Consider the following 16,911-nt stretch of genomic DNA (forward strand, 5'->3'; position numbering starts at 1 on the left):
GCAATGCGGCCGGCAAGGCTCGTTCCCCTGTTTGGGAAATATTATGCGTGGGGCTGGCCCCCAGAAGGGCCGATCGCCACGTCATGCTCCTCGCGAATACGTCGAGTATTCGCTTCGTCGCAATCCTCGCGCTCGGCCCTTCTGGGGGCCAGCGCAAGCCCGTTATTAGCGGGAACAGGCCCTAACCGACCCCGGCCGCCAAGGAGAATGATGGAACCGATTTCAATCACCCCCGCGATATCCCTGTCGCAGGAGGATCGGGACGCGCTGTGGCGCGCGAAGCAGGTGCTCGAAAGCCCGTCGCTGACGATGAAGCTGACGGGCATGCTCGGCGCGCCGGTCGAGAAAATGATCGCCCGGCTGCCGGATTTCGCGACCGGCAAGATCAACGACGCGACGCAGCTCGCGCTGCGCAAGTGCCTGAACATTGCGCTGCGCACGCTCGGCAAGCCGCCGGCGCCGGACGCCGAGCCCGACAAGCCGAGCAACCTGCTGCACAAGCTCGCGGTCGCGACGACCGGCGCGGCGGGCGGCGCGTTCGGCTTTCTCGCACTGCCGGTCGAGCTGCCGGTGACGACCACGCTGATCTTCCGCTCGGTGTGCGACATCGCGCGCAGCGAAGGCGAGGACCTGACGTCGGTCGATACGCAGCTGCAATGCCTGGCCGTGCTCGGCATGGGCGGCAACCCGGACAAGCAGGAAGAGGACGCCGATCTCGGCTATTTCGTGCTGCGCGGCGCGCTCGCGCAGGCCATCTCGAAGGCATCGTCGGACATCACGACGAAAGGCATCGCCGCGCACAGCTCGGCGGCCGTGTTCAAGCTCGTGCAGACGGTGGCATCGCGCTTCTCGGTACAGGTGACCGAGCAGATGGCCGCGAAGTCGATTCCGGCGATCGGCGCCGTGCTCGGCGCGACCGTCAACACGCTGTTCATCGACCACTTCCAGCAGATGGCGCACGGCCACTTCACCGTGCGCCGGCTCGAGCGCAAGTACGGTTCGGTGGCCGTCAAGGCCGCCTATCAGGCGATCGCCGCCTCGCCGACGCGCTGAACCACGCGTTCGACCGCGACGCGGCGCAGGAACGCGGCCGCGCGGTCGAGCGCGTCGCGCGCTTCCGGCACCATCGGCGCGTATAGCTGCCACACGTGCGGCATGTCCGGCCACACCTCGATCTCCACCGCCACGCCGGCCGCCTTCGCCTTCTCGGCGACGCGGCGCGAATCGTCGAGCAGCACCTCGGTGCTGCCGACCTGGATGTAAAGCGGCGGCAGGCCCGCGAAATCCGCATAGAGCGGCGACGCGTACGGATGCGTCGCCGGCGCGTCGCCGAGGTAGAGCTTCGCGGCCTTCGGCAGCGCCGCGCCGGCAAACATCGGATCGGCGCCGTCGTTGGTGCGCAGCGTGTCGCCGGTGGCCGCCAGGTCGGTCCACGGAGAGAACAGGATCGCGCCGGCCGGCAGCGGCTCGCCGCGATCGCGCAGCGCGACGAGCGTCGCGAGCGCAAGGCCGCCGCCCGCCGAATCGCCGCCGAGCACGATCGACTCGGGCGGTGTGCCGAGCGCGAGCAGTTGCCGGTATGCGGCCAGCGCATCGTCAAGCGCCGCCGGAAAGCGGTTTTCGGGCGCAAGCCGGTAGTCGAGCGAGAACGAGCGCACGCCGGCGCGCTTCGTCAGGCCGAACACGAGCGGCCGATGAGTTTTCGTCGAGCAGAAGTAATAACCGCCGCCGTGGAAGTACAGCAGCGTGCGGCCGGGCCCGCGACCCTCGACCGCATCGGTGCGTTCGAGCCATTCGCCGCGCAGCGGTGCGTCGCCCGCGCCATGGCATTGGCGCAGCCGGTAGCCCGACGGCGCGCGGCGCGGCACGAACATCCGCAGGTCGGTAAAGCGCCGTGCGCGGGCGGGATCGAGCACCTCGCGCGTGGTCTCGGGACGGAACTGCCAGCGCAACAGCCAGCAGGCGAACTTGCTTTGCCAACTCATCGGACGCACTCCGTAATCGCAGTGTGACGATGGTACGTGCGAACGTTCCCGCACCGCTCGACAGGTGCCTCTATATCAAACGCCGGCGCTCAGTTCGCCGGCATCACCTGGCCACGGATCTCGCCGGACGGGTGTTCCTTCGTATGCACGTTGAAGTACCACTTGCCGCCCATCAGGTCGGTGACCTGCGCGTCGGTGAGCGCCTTCGAACCCTTGATCGGGCTTGCCAACTCGTCCTTCGGAATCGGCACCTGCACGCCTGCATTCTGGCCGACCGGCGCAGGCCCGTGGAAATGCGCGGCGGTGGCCGGCCCCGTGAGGTGTTCGTAAGTCGCCGTCCACTGCAGCGTGTGCGTGGCCGTGTCGTAGGTGGCATCGACGGCACCCGAACCCTTGGTCGCGGTTGGCGGCACTTCGCTCGACGGCTGGAGATTGGCGGACAGGCGCACCGTTTCGGCGGCGGCGCTGCCGGCGGCCAGCACGCCCGCGAGTAACGCGACCTGGAGCAAACGCAGCTTGAGCATGGACTCTCCTTGTACGACGTTGTACGCCGCCCGAGCGGGGGCGCCAGACATGATGGTAGTCGATCGCCGTCGCTCCGGCAGTCCGCCGAACGGCCATGCTGCGAATCGCCGCACCACCCTCGATGGCGCCGCGTGCGGCCGGCCATCTTGCGCAGCGCACGTCGCGTCAGTCTGCGTCAACCTGGAACGGACCTTTGCAGCCTGACGGCTGAATCCGCGTGCGGCCTTTCGCTACACTTCGTTTCACAGTTGCTTGTTTCCTTCGTCCGAAGGAGTCTGCGAGTATTCACGCGGCCACCCGGCCGCGTTTTTTTTGCGTGTGCCGCCGGTGAACGCAGCGCTTCGCGTCACGCGCGATAACCGGGATCGATGCGATCGACGATGCGCTGTAGCGCGTCGAACGCGTCCTGCCCCGCGCCATGCTTCGGGTCGAAATTCAGCGAATCGCGCACGCACGCTTCGAGCACGGGCGGCGCGATCGGCAGCGCATCGCCGATCGCATGCGTGGCGACCTGCACCTCGCACGCGCGATTGAGCAGCCACATCAGCGAGAACGTCTGCGCGAGCGTCGCGCCGATCGTCACGGGCCCGTGATTGCGCAGCAGCAGCACGGGCCGCCCACCGGCGCTCTCGACGATGCGCCGCCCCTCTTCGAGATGCACGGTGATGCCCTCGAAGTCGTGATACGCGATCTTCCCGTACAACTGCGCCGAATAGAAATTCGAGAACGACAGCCCGTCGCGCGAACAGCACACGGCCATCGTGGGCGTCGTGTGCACGTGCATCACGCAGTGCGCATCGGGCAGCGCCGCATGGATCGCGCTGTGGAACGTGAAACCGGCCGGATTGATCGGCCAGTCGGAATGACCGATCACGTTGCCGTCGATATCGATCTTCACGAGGTTCGACGCGCACACCTCGCGGTAATGGAGTCCGAACGGATTGATCAGGAAATGCCCGTCCTCGCCCGGCACGCGCAGCGAGATATGGTTGTAGATCAGCTCGGTCCAGCCGAGATGATCGAAGATGCGATACGCCGCCGCGAGCTGCACGCGCGCCTGCCATTCGGCTTCGGAGAAGCGGGCGGGACGCGTGAACGGCTGGTTCGGTACACGTTGCATGGAGGAGCTCCGGTTGCGGGTGTGCGCGGCACGCGTTACGTGGGCCGCCCGGCGGCATCGTCATACCGCCATTATGGTTGCGCACACAACCATATCACCTTTCCCGGCACACCGTTAACGCGGGTTTAGCCGGAGCAATTCCGTCCCTTAGAGCTGATCGTCGACCGGCAGCAGCATGAAGATGCCGGTCATCAGGTTGCGCAGCAGCCCCGCGCCCGGATCGACGTGATAGGTGACCGGCCGGCCGTTGTCCGTGCCGGTCCATTCGAGTGCGGGCGCGCCGCCGCCCGCCGGCGTCGCGAGGCTCACGCGATAGCTTTCGTCCGGCTGCGTCACGCGTGTGAAGATCGTCGCGACCTGCTGCGCGAGCGCCGGGCTGTGGATCACGAGCGCCAGTTCGGTATTCAGGTATGCGGAGCGCGGATCGAGGTTCATCGAGCCGATCACGAGAATCTTCCGGTCGATCACGTACGCCTTCGCGTGCAGGCTCGCCCGCGAGCGCGACCCGAACAGGCGCGGGCGCTGCCGGCCGGGCTGCGCCTTGAACTCGTACAACTCGACGCCGTGCTGCAGCAGCGGCACGCGGTACGGCCCGTAGCCGGCCTGCACGGCGACCGCGTCGGTCGCGGCGAGCGAATTCGTCAGGATCGCGACGCGCACGCCACGCGCGGTCGCGTCGCCGAGGATCGTCACGCCCGCGTCGTGCGGCACGAAATACGGCGAGAACGCGAGGAATTCCTGCTGCGCGCCGCGCGTCAGCTCGACGAGGCGCTGCATCGGCGGGCTCACGTACGCGTCGGTTCGCTGCGCGACCTTGTCGGGTGCATCTGCCTGAAACTCCGCCGGCGCCCACACGAGCGCGAGCTCGTCGCGCGCGATCTGCTGCGCGAGCGGCGTCGCGTTCAGCGGCTTCGCGTTGTACGGATCGGCGTTCTTGCGCCAGTGGTCGCGCAACTCGTCGCGCATCGCGTCGAGATCCTTCGGATCGAACGACTGGTGATTCAGCACGCTCAGCGGATAGCTGCTCGCGCTGCTCCAATACGTGTCGAAGCTTGCCGAGATGTCATTCGTCACGGGGCCCGCGGCGAGCACGTCGAGATCGCGGAACTGCAGCGTGGGGCTCGCGCTGAAGTATTCATCGCCGAGATTGCGGCCGCCGACGATCGCGATCTGGTTGTCCGCGATCATCGCCTTGTTGTGCATCCGGCGCGTGAAGCTGTCGATGCGCGTGAAGAAGTTGGCCGTGCGCTCTGCCATGCGCTGCTGCGACGCGCCGAACGGGTTGAACACGCGGATCTCGATGTTCGGGTGCGTGTTCAGCGCGGCCATGATGCGATCGATGTCGCGGAAGTTCAGGTCGTCGATCAGCATCCGCACGCGCACGCCGCGATCGGCCGCGTAGAGCGCCGCGGCGAGCAGCAGCTTGCCGGTCGTGTCCTCGGTCGCGATGTAGTACTGCATGTCGAGCGTCTTCGTCGCCGCGCGGGCGAGCGCGATGCGCATCTGCAGCGCCGCGGCGCCGTCGGGCAGCAGCCGGAAGCCGGACTGTCCCGGATGCGCGGCCTCGGGCGCGGCCAGCGCGTCGCGCAACGGCGTCGCCGTATCGGGCGGCAATGCATGGGAAACCGGGCGATCGAGCGTGGTGGCGGGCGGATGCGTCGCGCACGCGGCAACGAGCGACAGCAGCACGCAGACGGCCAGCGCACGGGCCGGGCCGCATACGGCGCGCCACGACGGCGCGGCCGGCGCGCGCCGGATGAAAGACGTGAGCACGGGAACTTCCTCGACTGGCGGAACAAAAGTCCGCATTCGCCGCGGCGCGCGGCTGGCGGGCGGTTCCGGCCGATTCTAGTGGGCGCCCGATGAACCGGTCAATCGCGCGGCAAGCGCGGGCGGCGCACCGCGGCGGCGGCGGCGGGCGGCGCGGACCGCCGGCGAACGGCCGCCGCCCGGAAGCCGGCGATGCTTCCCCCGCCCCCGCCCACCACACCGGCCGTTCGCCGAAGTGGTCCGACCAATTTCAACGCGCGTCGTCGCTGCGCTCGAAATGGCTGCGCACGTAATCGATGTGCGTCTGCATCGCGGTGCGCGCCTCCTCGGGCCGGTGCGCGCAGATCGCGTCGCACACGGCGCGGTGCTGCAGCAGCAACTGGTCCGCCTGCTCGTTCTGCACGCTCATGCCGACCACGTTGATCGAAATGTGCTCGCGCAGCATCCCGATCACGCTCGTATGGAGGTGCAGGAACATCGTGTTGCGCGACGCGAGCGCGATCGCCTCGTGCAGCTTCGCGTCGGTCGCGGCCTCGACGGCCCGGTCGTCGTTCGCGTGTGCGGTTTCGAGTTCGCGCAGCAGCGCACGGATCCGGCGGCGGTCGTTCGCGTCGGCCCGCAGCGCGGCGAAATACGCGGTCGCGCCTTCCAGCACGCGGCGGAATTCGAGGATGTCGTCGCGCAGCGCCGGATGGTCGGCGACCAGTTGGCCCCACGGCGACGCGATGCCCGCGCGCAACTGGTCCGTCACGTACACGCCCGCGCCGCGCCGGCTCTGCAGCAACCCGCGCGCGACGAGCCGCTGGGTCGCCTCGCGCACCGTATTGCGCGCGACGCCGTACTGCTGCGCGAGCACGCGCTCGGCCGGCAGGCGCGCGCCCGCCGGCCAGGTGCCGTCGAGCAGCGCCGTCTCGATCTTGCGCATCACCACTTCGGTCCGGCCCCGTGCCGTCATCGCTGCCATCGTCGCGTCTCCTCCCGGATTGCCCGTCACGCCGATTGGCCCAACCAATTTGAACTGCGGCGCCGTCGCGGGAATTATGCAGCGAAATCGTCGTCCCGCATCCGCATGCCGGGCCGTCGCCTCTGGAGCGAGACATGAACGAAAGGCAGTACCCCGCCGCCACCGCGCACGCTTACCTGTTCGCGACCTGCCTGGTCGACCTGTTCGTCCCCGAAGCGGGGCTCGACGCGGTCCGCCTGCTGGAACGCGAAGGCCTGACCGTCCACTATCCGCGCGGCCAGAGCTGCTGCGGGCAGCCGGCGTACAGCAGCGGCAATCCCGACGAAGCGCGCCGCGTCGCGGCCGCGCAGCTCGACCTGTTCGCCGAATCGTGGCCCGTGATCGTGCCGTCCGGCTCGTGCGCGGGCATGATCCGGCACCATTGGCCGGCGCTGTTCGCCGACGATCCGGTCCACGGCCCGAAGGCCCGCGCGATCGCGGAGCGGACCTACGAGCTCGCCGAATTCCTCGTCCATGTGCTCGACGTGCAACTCGATGCGGTCGCGGCAAGCGCCGGGCCCGCCGAACGCGTCGTGCTGCACACGTCGTGCGCGGCGCGGCGCGAGATGGGCACGCGCGGGCACGGCGTCGCGCTCGTCGACGCGCTGCCGGGCGTGACGCGCATCGAACACGAACGCGAATCCGAATGCTGCGGCTTCGGCGGCACGTTTTCGCTCAAACATCCCGACATCTCCGGCGCGATGGTGCGCGACAAGGTCGCGTCGGCCTGCACGACCGGCTGCGACCGGCTCGTGTCCGCGGACTGCGGCTGCCTGCTGAACATCGGCCACGCTGCGACCCAGTCCGGCGCGCCGCTGCCGGTCGAACATCTCGCGAGCTTCCTGTGGCGCCGCACGGCCGGCGCCGCGTCGTTGCGCGGAGACCAGCAATGAGCGCGCGCGCCGCGATTCTCGCGCGCCTGCGCGCCACGGCCCCGGGCGTCGCCGCGACGGCCGCCCCCACGCTCGACGCACGCATCGACACGCATTACGACACGCGCCGCGCATCGGCCGCGCGCGATCCGCACGCGCTCGCCCAGGCGATGCAGGTCGCACTCGCCGCATCGCACGCGGACGTCTGGTGCGCGACCGGCGACGAATGGCCCGCGCAACTCGCCGCGCGTCTCGCCCACGCCGGTGTGCGCCGCCTGCTGCTCGACCCGCACCGCGCCGAATCCGCGACCCTCGCCCGCTCGCTGCCCGACACGGTCGCGCCCGTGCCGTTCGACCGACCCATCGACGCATGGAAAGCCGAACTGTTCGACACGATCGACGCAGGCTTCACCGTCGCGCGCTCGGGCATCGCCGCAACCGGCACCGTCGTGCTCGCACCCGATGCCGGCACGCCGCGCACGGTGTCGCTGGTGCCGCCGCTGCATGTCGCGCTCGTCCACGCAAGCACGCTGCATGCGGACCTTCACGCGGCCGTGCATGCGGAACGCTGGCACGCCGGCATGCCGACCAACCTCGTGCTGGTGTCGGGGCCGTCGAAGACCTCCGACATCCAGCAGACGCTCGCATATGGCGCGCACGGCCCGCGCCGCCTGTGGGTCGTGATCGTCACCGACTCGGCCGACCGGCCGGCCGCAACCGCATGCGAGGACCTGCCGCGATGAGCGACCGCACGCTGCAATTCGTCGCCCCCGGCGACTTCAAGGCCCGCGCGCGCGCCGCGCTCGACGATCCCGCGCTGCGCCAGAGCTTTCGCGGCGCGATGGATTTCCTGCAGGGCAAGCGCGCGACGCAGTTCCCCGACGACACCGAGCTGCAGCAGTTGCGCGACCTCGGCGAAGCCGTACGGCAGCACGCGCTCGCGCAATTGCCCGCGCTGCTCGAACGGCTGGAGGCGAAGCTCACCGAAGCCGGCGTGCACGTGCACTGGGCCGAGACGGCCGCCGACGCGAACGCGATCGTGCTCGGCATCGCGCAGGCGAAGAAGGCGCGCCGCGTGATCAAGGGCAAGTCGATGGCGAGCGAGGAAATCGAGCTGAACCATTACCTCGCGGAGCACGGCGTCGACTGCATCGAGTCCGACATGGGCGAGTTCATCGTGCAGCTCGCGGGCGAGAAGCCGTCGCATATCGTGATGCCGGCGATCCACAAGACGCGTGGCGACATCGCCGAACTGTTCGAGGCGCACATCCCCGGCACGCGCTACACGGAAGACGTCGACGAGCTGATCCAGACCGGCCGGCGCGCGCTGCGCCGCGCGTTCGCCGACGCGGACATCGGGCTGTCCGGCGTGAACTTCGCGGCGGCCGACACGGGTACGCTGTGGCTCGTCGAGAACGAAGGCAACGGCCGGCTGTCGACGACGGTGCCCGACACGCATATCGCGATCATGGGGATCGAGAAAGTCGTCGACAAGCTCGAGCACATCGTGCCGCTGTCGAGCCTGCTCACGCGCTCGGCCACCGGTCAGGCGATCACGACCTACTTCAACCTGATCTCGGGCCCGCGCCGCGACGGCGAACGCGACGGCCCGCGCGAGCTGCATCTCGTGCTGCTCGATAACGGCCGCACGCAGGCCTACGCGGACGAACAGCTGCGCGCGACGCTGCAATGCATCCGCTGCGGCGCGTGCATGAACCACTGCCCCGTCTACACGCGCATCGGCGGCCATGCATACGGAACCACCTACCCGGGGCCGATCGGCAAGATCATCTCGCCGCACCTGCTCGGCCTCGACGCGACGGCCGACCTGCCGACCGCGTCGACGCTGTGCGGCGCGTGCGGCGAGGTGTGCCCGGTCCGGATCCCGATCCCGCAACTGCTCGTGCGGCTGCGCACCGAGGCGAACCGCAAGCCCGACGAACCCGTCGCGCATCCGCTGCGCGGCCAGGGCGCGAACTACAACCGCGCGGAAGACCTCGTATGGCGCTTCTGGTCGGGCGCATTCGCGCATCCGCGTGCGTACCGCGCGTTCCGCTGGGCCGCGACGCGCCTGCGTGCGCTGACGCCCGCGAAACAGATGGGCTGGACGCAGCACCGCACGCCGCTCGAACCGGCGCCGCGCAGCCTGTCCGACCTGCTGCGCGCACGCGGCCAGCCCGAATAGAACACCGTTTTCCCGCCCTTACCCATAGAAATACAGACACAGATGGAGGAGACATCCATGCAGGTTTGGCATCAGATCTACACCCCGCTCGGCAGCCTCGGGCTGTCGGCGTTCGTCGCCGCGATCCCGATCATCTTCTTTTTCGTCGCGCTGGCCGCGCTGCGGATGAAAGGTCACGTCGCCGCCGCAATCACGCTGCTGCTGTCGCTCGGCGTCGCGATCCTCGCGTACGGCATGCCCGTGCCGCAGGCGCTCGCCGCGGCCGGCTTCGGCTTCGCGTACGGCCTGTGGCCGATCGCGTGGATCATCGTCGCGGCCGTGTTCCTGTACAAGATCGTCGTGAAGACCGGCCAGTTCGACGTCATTCGCGCGTCCGTACTGTCGATCACCGACGACCAGCGCCTGCAGATGCTGCTGATCGGCTTCTCGTTCGGCGCGTTCCTCGAGGGCGCGGCCGGCTTCGGCGCGCCCGTCGCGATCACGGCCGCGCTGCTCGTCGGCCTCGGCTTTCGCCCGCTGCACGCGGCCGGGCTGTGTCTGATCGCGAATACCGCGCCGGTCGCGTTCGGCGCGATGGGCATCCCGATCATCGTCGCCGGGCAGGTGACCGGCATCGACCCGTTCCATATCGGCGCGATGGCCGGCCGCCAGCTGCCGCTGCTGTCGCTCGCGGTGCCGTTCTGGCTCGTGTTCATGATGGACGGGCTACGCGGCGTGCGGCAGACCTGGCCGGCCGCGCTCGTCGCGGGCGGCAGCTTCGCGGTCACGCAGTACTTCACGTCGAACCACATCGGGCCCGAGCTGCCGGACATCACGTCGTCGCTCGTCAGCCTCGTCGCGCTCACGGCGTTCCTGAAGGTGTGGCAGCCGCGCACCGCGCAGCAGCCGGCCGGCGGCATCGTCGCGTCCGGCGGCGGCGCGGCGCTGGCCGGGTTCGGCGCGGGCAGGTTCGACGCGGGCGGCTTCGGCGCCGGTTCGAGCCGGCAAGCGTCGCCATACACGCTCGCGCAGACCGTGCGCGCGTGGTCACCGTTCCTGATCCTGACGGCCGTCGTCACCGTATGGAGCATCGCGCCGTTCAAGGCGCTGTTCGCCGCGCACGGCGCGCTCGCGTCGACCGTGCTGAAGTTCCATGTGGCGGGGCTCGACCAGCTCGTCGTGAAGACCGCACCGATCGCCGCGACGCCGAAGGCAATCGAAGCCGTGCTGAAGATCGACCTGGTATCGGCGGTGGGCAGCGCGATCCTCGTGACCGGGCTGATCTCGATGGCGCTGTTGCGGATGAAGCCGCGCGACGCGCTCGTCACGTTCGGCGAGACGCTGAAGGAACTGACGCGCCCGATCCTGTCGATCGGCCTCGTGCTCGCGTTCGCGTTCGTCGCGAACTACTCGGGGATGTCGTCGACGCTCGCGCTGATGCTGGCCGCGACCGGCGCCGCGTTCCCGTTCTTCTCGCCGTTCCTCGGCTGGCTCGGCGTGTTCCTGACCGGCTCGGACACGTCGTCGAATGCCCTCTTCTGCTCGCTGCAGCAGGCCACCGCCCATCAGCTCGGCGTGCCCGAGACGCTCGCGGTCGCCGCGAACACGACGGGCGGCGTGACCGCGAAGATGATCTCGCCGCAGTCGATCGCGGTCGCCTGCGCGGCGACGGGCCTCGTCGGCAAGGAGTCGGAGCTGTTCCGCTTCACGGTGCGGCACAGCCTGCTGTTCGCGGTGGTCGTCGGGTTGATCACGCTCGTGCAGGCCTATGTGCTGCCGGGGATGGTGCCGTAAGCGACGCGCACTCCAAAAAAACAAAACCCCACGCCCGGAAGAGCGTGGGGTTTTGCTTTCTGCGTGCCGATTGCCGACGCCGGCTTGCGCTGGCCGGCGCTCGGCTGCTCGATCAGCTGCCCTTCGCGATGCGATCCTCGATGTGCTGCGCCCGGCTCGCCGACGACGGGTGCGAGCTCATCATCGAGCTCTGGCCGCCATCGAGCTTCGCGAGCTTCTGGAATGCGGTGACGAGGCCCTTCTGGGTCATGCCCTTCTGCTTCATCAGGTCGAACGAGTAGTCGTCCGCCGCGCTTTCCTGCGTCTGCGAGAACTGCGCGTTGATGAACTTCTCGGTGATGTCGCCGAGCTGCGAGCTCGACAGTGCCGCCACGCCCGGCGATGCCGCACCGGCCGCGCTGCGCGCCGCGCTCACCGCGTAGGCGGTCTGCATCGCCTTCTTCGAGTGACCCAGTGCGACGTGGCCCATTTCATGGCCGATCACGCCGCGCAGCTCGTCGTCGTTCATCATGTCCATCAGGCCGCTGTACACACGCACGCAGCCGTTGCCCATCGCCCACGCGTTGACGTCCTTGGTCATGTAGACCTTGTAGTTGATCTTCTGGCTGTTCAGCGTCATGTCGCCGAAGCCCTTCATCACCTTCGTCAGGCGCTTCGAATACGCGCTGTTCGCCGGCGCGATCTTCGATTCGGCGTCGCTGGACTTGCACGAGTCGTTCGACAGCGCGGCGATGTCCGCATCCGACAGCGTCGCTGCTTTGTACAGGTTCGTGCCCGCCGACGTCAGGCTGTTCGCGTCGAGGCTCTGCACCCCACCGCATGCGCTCAACAGAAACGCCACGCCACACGCTGCCACCGCTTTCTTGAGTTGCATCCCGGATCTCTCGATAGTTGTATTTGGAAGCGGCGATTTTGCATAATCCGGCAGAAAATTACCAGATGTTTACATCCGATGACATCTTAATTACTCAGAAGATTGAGATGAAACGGCGATCCGGAACGAGATTGAAGGCGAAAATCGGTGCAATCGCCGCGGCCGGACGATGATCGGGACGGAAAACGGGTGTGGCGCTCAGGCCGCCTGATCGCGGCGGCGTATCAGCCGCCGCGCGACCAGCATCGGCAGCCGCACCGCGAAACCGGTGAAAAGCCGCAGATGCATCCACGCGAGCAGCGCGTTGTCGCGGCCGTAATGGAAGTGCGATACGCCGCCCTCGTGGCGGCCGAAATAGCGCACCGGCGCGTCGATGCGGATCGGACGCACGCCGGCCCAGCACAGCCGCACGGCCGCTTCGGGATCGAAGTCGAAGCCGCGCATCCACGGCTGGCGGCGCATGATCGCGGCCAGCGGCGCGACCGGATACACGCGAAAGCCGTACAGCGAATCGCCGATCCCGGCCCACAGCGTCTCGAGGTCCGCCCATGCGTTCGACAGCCGGCGCCCCTGCACGCGCAACTGCGGCGCGCTCGCGTCGAACTTCGGCACCCCCAGCACCATCGCGTCGGGTGCCGCTTGCGACTCGGCCATGAACGCGGGAATCAGGTCGGCCGGATGCTGGCCGTCGGAATCCATCGTCAGCACGTGCGTGAAGCCGCTCGACGCGGCCGCGTCGAGCCCCGCAAGCACCGCGGCGCCCTTGCCGCGATTCTCCGGCAGCACGATCACGCGCAGCCCGGGATCGCGCTCGGCCATCGCCTGCAGCCGTTCGGCGCTGCCGTCGGTGCTGCCGTCGACGACGACCCACACCGGGTTCCACTGCGCACGGGCATTGCGCACGGTCGTGTCGACCTTGGCGCCCGGGTTGTAGCTGGGAATCAGCACGAGATGGGTGGACGAGGCGTGCAGCGTGGACATGGGAACGGCCGATTGCGAAGACAGGGATCCTGACAAAAGTTTATGACTTGCCGGCGACTGCCGGCAGGCTTTGTCGATGCCGTCCGCGTGCGGCGCCGGTTGCCGGAGCGTGAGGTTGTCGCGCTTCATGACAGCCACTCCGTCGTATGACCCGCGCTGGCCTCGATCTCGACCAGCAGGTCGTCTCGGCACACGTCCGCATGCAAGAACAGCGGCCGCACGCCGGGGCCGGCCGCGTCGCGCAACACGCGCTCGATCGCGGTCAGCGCCGCGGCGTCGCCGGCATCGCGCACGTAGACGCGATAGCTCAGGTCGGCGAGCGAGAATGGGCCATGCCCTTGCCGCGCGGCCTGCTCGAGCACGGCGGCGAGATTCGCGACCGTCTCGTGCGTTTGCGCGACGACGTCGCCCTGATGCACGGTGCGATGCCCGACGATGCTCGCGGTGCCCGACACGAACAGCACCGGCGCGGCGTCGCCGTCCGCCCACGCGGCGGCGCGCGCGAACGTCGGTGCACGCGGGCCATACTGCGCCGGATAGTGATACGCGCTGACCTGGCGCGGATTCTCGACCGGATCGGCCGGCGTGCGGCTCGCGATGAAATGGATCGCGAGCGGCGCGACGGGCATCGCATCGCCCGCGACCGCCTCGACCGAGCCGAGCGCGCACGCGGCCGGCACGCCGTCCGTCAGTGCGCGGCGGCACGCGTCGAAGGCGTGCTGACGGCCGATATTGAACTGACGATAGCGTTCGATCCCGAACTGCACCGCATTGATCGCCGGCACGGTATTCCAGATGCGCAGCGGATGCGGCATGCCGAGCGCATCGAGTACGTCGAACAGCACGCGGTATGCGTCGTGCGTCGCACGTTCGAGCGGCGTGCCGCCGTCGCGATGCGCGTCGGGCGTTTCGTGCTCGTGCACGACGATGCTGCCGAACACGAGGCCCGCCGTTTCGCTGTAGCGATAATGCAGCGCGCCGCGCCGTTCGCTGCGCAGGTCGCGCGCATTGCATTGCCAGATTTCGCAGACGGCATCGGCCGACGCCGCACCGGCGCCGAGCAGCGCCATCTGCACCGGCGCGATCGGCAGATCGGGCGCGGCGGCGGTCAGCATCCGTGCCGCCGCATCGGCCTGCGATTCGTCCGGCAACCCGGCCGTGCCGATGCACACCACGCCCAGCGCACCGGGAAACGCGTGGTCGAAACCATCGCCGCGGATACGCGCATCGTGCAGCAACGCGGCGAGCCGTGCATGGCTCATCTGGACGAGCCGCAATGCGTGGTCGCCGCCGCGTACGAGCGGCGCGCCCGATCGCGATGCGGCCGGCCCGGCTGCCGACTGCCCGCGCGCGACGGGCGCACTGGCTGACGACAGGGAACACGGGCGCCGTTCGGCGTCGACTGGATGCACGGACACTTCGATTTCCTCACTATGCGGCGCAGGCCGCGCGGCAACGCGGCCCAGCGCCGCGTTGCATTACGTTCAGGCCGACGCCGCGCGCTTCGTCATGCGAGCCCGCCGTTGACGGACAACACCTGCCCCGTCACATAGGCCGCGGCGTCGGATACCAGATACGCGACCATCGCCGCGACTTCGTCGGGCCGGCCCGCGCGTTGCGCGGGCACGAGCTGCTTGATGCGTTCGGCGGGAAACGCGTGCTCGGCCATCGGCGATTCGATGATGCCGGGCGCGACCGCGTTCACGGTGATGCCGCGCGACGCGAGTTCCAGCGACAGCGATTTCGTCGCGCCGATCAGTCCCGCCTTCGCGGCCGCGTAGTTGACCTGCCCGCGATTGCCGGTCACGCCGGCCACCGACGCGATGTTGACGATCCGGCCGCGCCGCGTGCGGATCATCGGCAGCAGCAGCGGCTGCGTGACGTTGAAAAAGCCGCTGAGCGTCACGTCGATCACGCTGTGCCACTGCTGGCGCGACATGCCGGCCATCGGCGCGTCGTCGTGAATGCCTGCGTTGTTGACGAGGATCTGCACCGGCACGTCGTCGGCGAGCGGCGCCAGCGCGGCGAGCGTCGCATCGGCGTCGGTCACGTCGAACGCAATCGCGCGCGCGGCGCCGCCGGCCGCGACGATCTGCTGCGCGACCGCCTCCGCTTGCGCGAGATGGCGGTTCGCATGCACCCACACTTCATGGCCGGCCTGCGCGAGCGCCGTGCAGATCGCCTGCCCGAGTGCGCCGCTGCCGCCCGTCACGAGCGCCCGCATCGAATTGCTCCGTTCATCGCGTTTCACCTTGATCGACGCGCCAGCGAATCGTCTGCCGATTGCCGCCGCGTGCCGTCATCATCTGTGCACCGCGCCCATGCGCGGCGCCGTCACTTCGTGCGATGCGCGGCGACGTACGCGGTCAGCGCGCCGAGCGTCGCAAAGATCTTCTGGTTGTCCGGATTGTCCGAGCGCAGTTCGAAGCCGTATTTCTTCGAAATCAGCAGCGCGATTTCCAGGATGTCGATGGAGTCGAGCCCGAACCCTTCGCCATACAGCGGGGTCCCGGCCGTCACTGTTTCGAGCGGGACGTCTTCGAGATTCAATTCGCCGACGATCAGCGTGGCGAGCTCTTGTTCCAGTGCGTTCATCATGCGTGCGGGCAGGCGACCCATGGCAGCGGGAGGCGCCCGGAAACGGCAACTGTCGTGCACGCCCGGCGCGTGCAAATCTCCGTCCCTCCGGCGTCTGCCGGCGTCCCCGCCTGCGTTATTTGGGGATCGTTGGTAAAAGTTACGCGGATTCTAGACGAAGGGTATCGGGCCGTATACCGCGAATGGTTACAGACTGGCGAGCCTGCGCCGCACCCCGTTTCGGGACCCGAATGCACGAGACGCTTGAGCCGCTTTGGATGGAAATGGACCGACCCTGCGAAACGCCTCATCCGGTGCCATACAATCGGTTACAAAACCCGTTCACGCGTGCCCCGAACACGCGGTGCCGGGGCCCTAAAATGAGCGTGCCCGACCACCGGCCCGGACCTGCATCCCGGCCGCCATTCATATGATGTTTGACGGCCCGACCACCGCGTCCGGCCACGACCCGCCCGATGTCTCCAGCCATGCCGCGACCGTCTTTCCGCTCCGTTCCGGTTCACCCGCCCGTCCGTTGCCGTTCGGCCGCCGGGGACCGGTGCCCGCGCCGCGCGCCCGGAGGCCGTCGATGAGCCGGCTGCTGCCCATCGCGCGCGGCGTCGCCGCGGTCGGCGCCGTGGCGGCCTACCAGGCCGGCGCGCACTACGCGGCCGCGACGCCCGGCGCACACGGCTTCGGCCTCGCGATGGCGCTCGTGCCGCCGCTGTTGCTCGCACTCGGCGCGGCGCTGCGCTCGCCGCGACGTGCGTGGTTCGTGCCGGCATGGCTGCTTGCCGCCGCTCTGCTGTGGGCCGCCCGCGCGCCGCTCGCGCGACATTTCGAATGGGGCCTGTATCTGGAACACGTGAGCTTCAACGTCGCGATGGCACTGCTGTTCGGCCGCACGCTCGCGGCCGGCAAGGTGCCGCTGTGCACGCGCTTCGCGGCAATGATCCACGGCACGGTCACGCCGGCCGTCGCGCGCTACACGCGGCAGATCACGTTCGCGTGGACGCTGTTCTTCGTCGCGATCGCCGCCGTGTCGACGCTGCTGTTCGCGACCGCGCCGATCGTCGCGTGGTCGACGTTCGCGAACTACCTGTCGCTGCCGCTCGTCGCCGTGATGTTCGCCGTCGAACACGCGTGCCGGCGCTTCGCGCTGCCGCACGAGCCGCGGCCGCGGATGGTCGACGCGGTGCGCGCGTATCGCGCGACGACACAGGCGCCACAGGCCTCACGATGAATT

Annotated in this window: 16 protein-coding genes; 6 read left to right on the forward strand and 10 right to left on the reverse strand. The window is 68.8% G+C overall.

Annotated features, from left to right (window positions below; all coding sequences use genetic code 11):
- The first annotated feature begins 210 nt into the window (after window positions 1-210).
- Window positions 211-1,053, forward strand: a complete 843-nt coding sequence (locus tag VL15_RS01740; protein WP_048242761.1) for an EcsC family protein — start codon at window positions 211-213, stop codon at window positions 1,051-1,053.
- Here VL15_RS01740 and VL15_RS01745 read toward each other — a convergent pair.
- The 5 genes from VL15_RS01745 to VL15_RS01765 all read right to left on the reverse strand — a co-directional run bounded on the left by VL15_RS01745 (window position 1,023) and on the right by VL15_RS01765 (window position 6,364).
- Window positions 1,023-1,985, reverse strand: coding sequence for an alpha/beta hydrolase (locus tag VL15_RS01745; RefSeq protein ID WP_048242762.1), 963 nt, complete (start codon window positions 1,983-1,985; stop codon window positions 1,023-1,025). The two genes, VL15_RS01740 and VL15_RS01745, sit on opposite strands and share 31 nt — an antisense overlap.
- 89 nt (window positions 1,986-2,074) lie before the next feature.
- On the reverse strand, window positions 2,075-2,509 hold the full coding sequence (locus VL15_RS01750) for a CHRD domain-containing protein (RefSeq protein ID WP_048242763.1): 435 nt from the start codon (window positions 2,507-2,509) through the stop codon (window positions 2,075-2,077).
- Between the two features lie 347 nt (window positions 2,510-2,856).
- Window positions 2,857-3,630, reverse strand: coding sequence for a class II aldolase/adducin family protein (locus VL15_RS01755; RefSeq protein ID WP_048242764.1), 774 nt, complete (start codon window positions 3,628-3,630; stop codon window positions 2,857-2,859).
- Between the two features lie 147 nt (window positions 3,631-3,777).
- The gene (locus VL15_RS01760) at window positions 3,778-5,403 is read right to left on the reverse strand and encodes a phospholipase D family protein (RefSeq protein ID WP_048242765.1); all 1,626 of its coding nucleotides are present in this window, start codon (window positions 5,401-5,403) and stop codon (window positions 3,778-3,780) included.
- 247 nt (window positions 5,404-5,650) lie between these two features.
- Window positions 5,651-6,364 (reverse strand): FadR/GntR family transcriptional regulator, encoded by a 714-nt coding sequence (locus tag VL15_RS01765; protein ID WP_048242766.1) that lies wholly within the window; start codon window positions 6,362-6,364, stop codon window positions 5,651-5,653.
- Window positions 6,365-6,498: 134 nt separating this feature from the next.
- On the opposite strand from VL15_RS01765, the gene VL15_RS01770 reads away from it, so the two are divergent.
- From VL15_RS01770 to VL15_RS01785, 4 genes are read left to right on the forward strand one after another with little or no spacing between them, the layout of a single operon-like run.
- On the forward strand, window positions 6,499-7,296 hold the full coding sequence (locus VL15_RS01770) for a (Fe-S)-binding protein (RefSeq protein ID WP_048242767.1): 798 nt from the start codon (window positions 6,499-6,501) through the stop codon (window positions 7,294-7,296).
- Complete coding sequence (locus VL15_RS01775; RefSeq protein ID WP_048242768.1) at window positions 7,293-8,018, forward strand: LutC/YkgG family protein; 726 nt, start codon at window positions 7,293-7,295, stop codon at window positions 8,016-8,018. The genes VL15_RS01770 and VL15_RS01775 overlap by 4 nt, the downstream gene beginning before the upstream one ends.
- Entirely contained in the window at window positions 8,015-9,460 is a 1,446-nt protein-coding gene (locus tag VL15_RS01780) for a LutB/LldF family L-lactate oxidation iron-sulfur protein (protein WP_048242770.1), read from the forward strand. Before VL15_RS01775 ends, VL15_RS01780 begins: the two co-directional genes overlap by 4 nt.
- Before the next feature lie 57 nt (window positions 9,461-9,517).
- A complete protein-coding gene (locus tag VL15_RS01785; RefSeq protein WP_048242772.1) occupies window positions 9,518-11,233 on the forward strand; it encodes a lactate permease LctP family transporter in 1,716 nt (571 codons plus the stop codon).
- Between the two features lie 112 nt (window positions 11,234-11,345).
- Here VL15_RS01785 and VL15_RS01790 read toward each other — a convergent pair whose 3' ends face one another.
- From VL15_RS01790 to VL15_RS01810, 5 genes are all read right to left on the reverse strand, one after another.
- Window positions 11,346-12,107, reverse strand: a complete 762-nt coding sequence (locus tag VL15_RS01790; RefSeq protein WP_048242773.1) for a M48 family metalloprotease — start codon at window positions 12,105-12,107, stop codon at window positions 11,346-11,348.
- Between the two features lie 198 nt (window positions 12,108-12,305).
- Window positions 12,306-13,088 carry a glycosyltransferase family 2 protein gene (locus VL15_RS01795; protein WP_048242775.1) on the reverse strand — a complete coding sequence of 261 codons (783 nt, stop codon included), beginning with the start codon at window positions 13,086-13,088 and terminating at the stop codon, window positions 12,306-12,308.
- Between the two features lie 125 nt (window positions 13,089-13,213).
- The gene (locus VL15_RS01800) at window positions 13,214-14,506 is read right to left on the reverse strand and encodes an endoribonuclease L-PSP (RefSeq protein ID WP_196319533.1); all 1,293 of its coding nucleotides are present in this window, start codon (window positions 14,504-14,506) and stop codon (window positions 13,214-13,216) included.
- A gap of 89 nt (window positions 14,507-14,595) precedes the next feature.
- The gene (gene fabG / locus VL15_RS01805; protein WP_048242777.1) at window positions 14,596-15,312 is read right to left on the reverse strand and encodes a 3-oxoacyl-ACP reductase FabG; all 717 of its coding nucleotides are present in this window, start codon (window positions 15,310-15,312) and stop codon (window positions 14,596-14,598) included.
- Between the two features lie 110 nt (window positions 15,313-15,422).
- A complete protein-coding gene (locus VL15_RS01810) occupies window positions 15,423-15,707 on the reverse strand; it encodes a phosphopantetheine-binding protein (RefSeq protein WP_080970675.1) in 285 nt (94 codons plus the stop codon).
- 547 nt (window positions 15,708-16,254) lie between these two features.
- Between VL15_RS01810 and VL15_RS01815 the strand changes: the two genes are divergently transcribed.
- On the forward strand, window positions 16,255-16,908 hold the full coding sequence (locus VL15_RS01815; RefSeq protein WP_048242778.1) for a membrane protein: 654 nt from the start codon (window positions 16,255-16,257) through the stop codon (window positions 16,906-16,908).
- Window positions 16,909-16,911: the final 3 nt, after the last annotated feature.

Source organism: Burkholderia cepacia, assembly GCF_001039005.1.
GTDB classification, from domain to species: Bacteria; Pseudomonadota; Gammaproteobacteria; order Burkholderiales; family Burkholderiaceae; genus Burkholderia; species Burkholderia theae.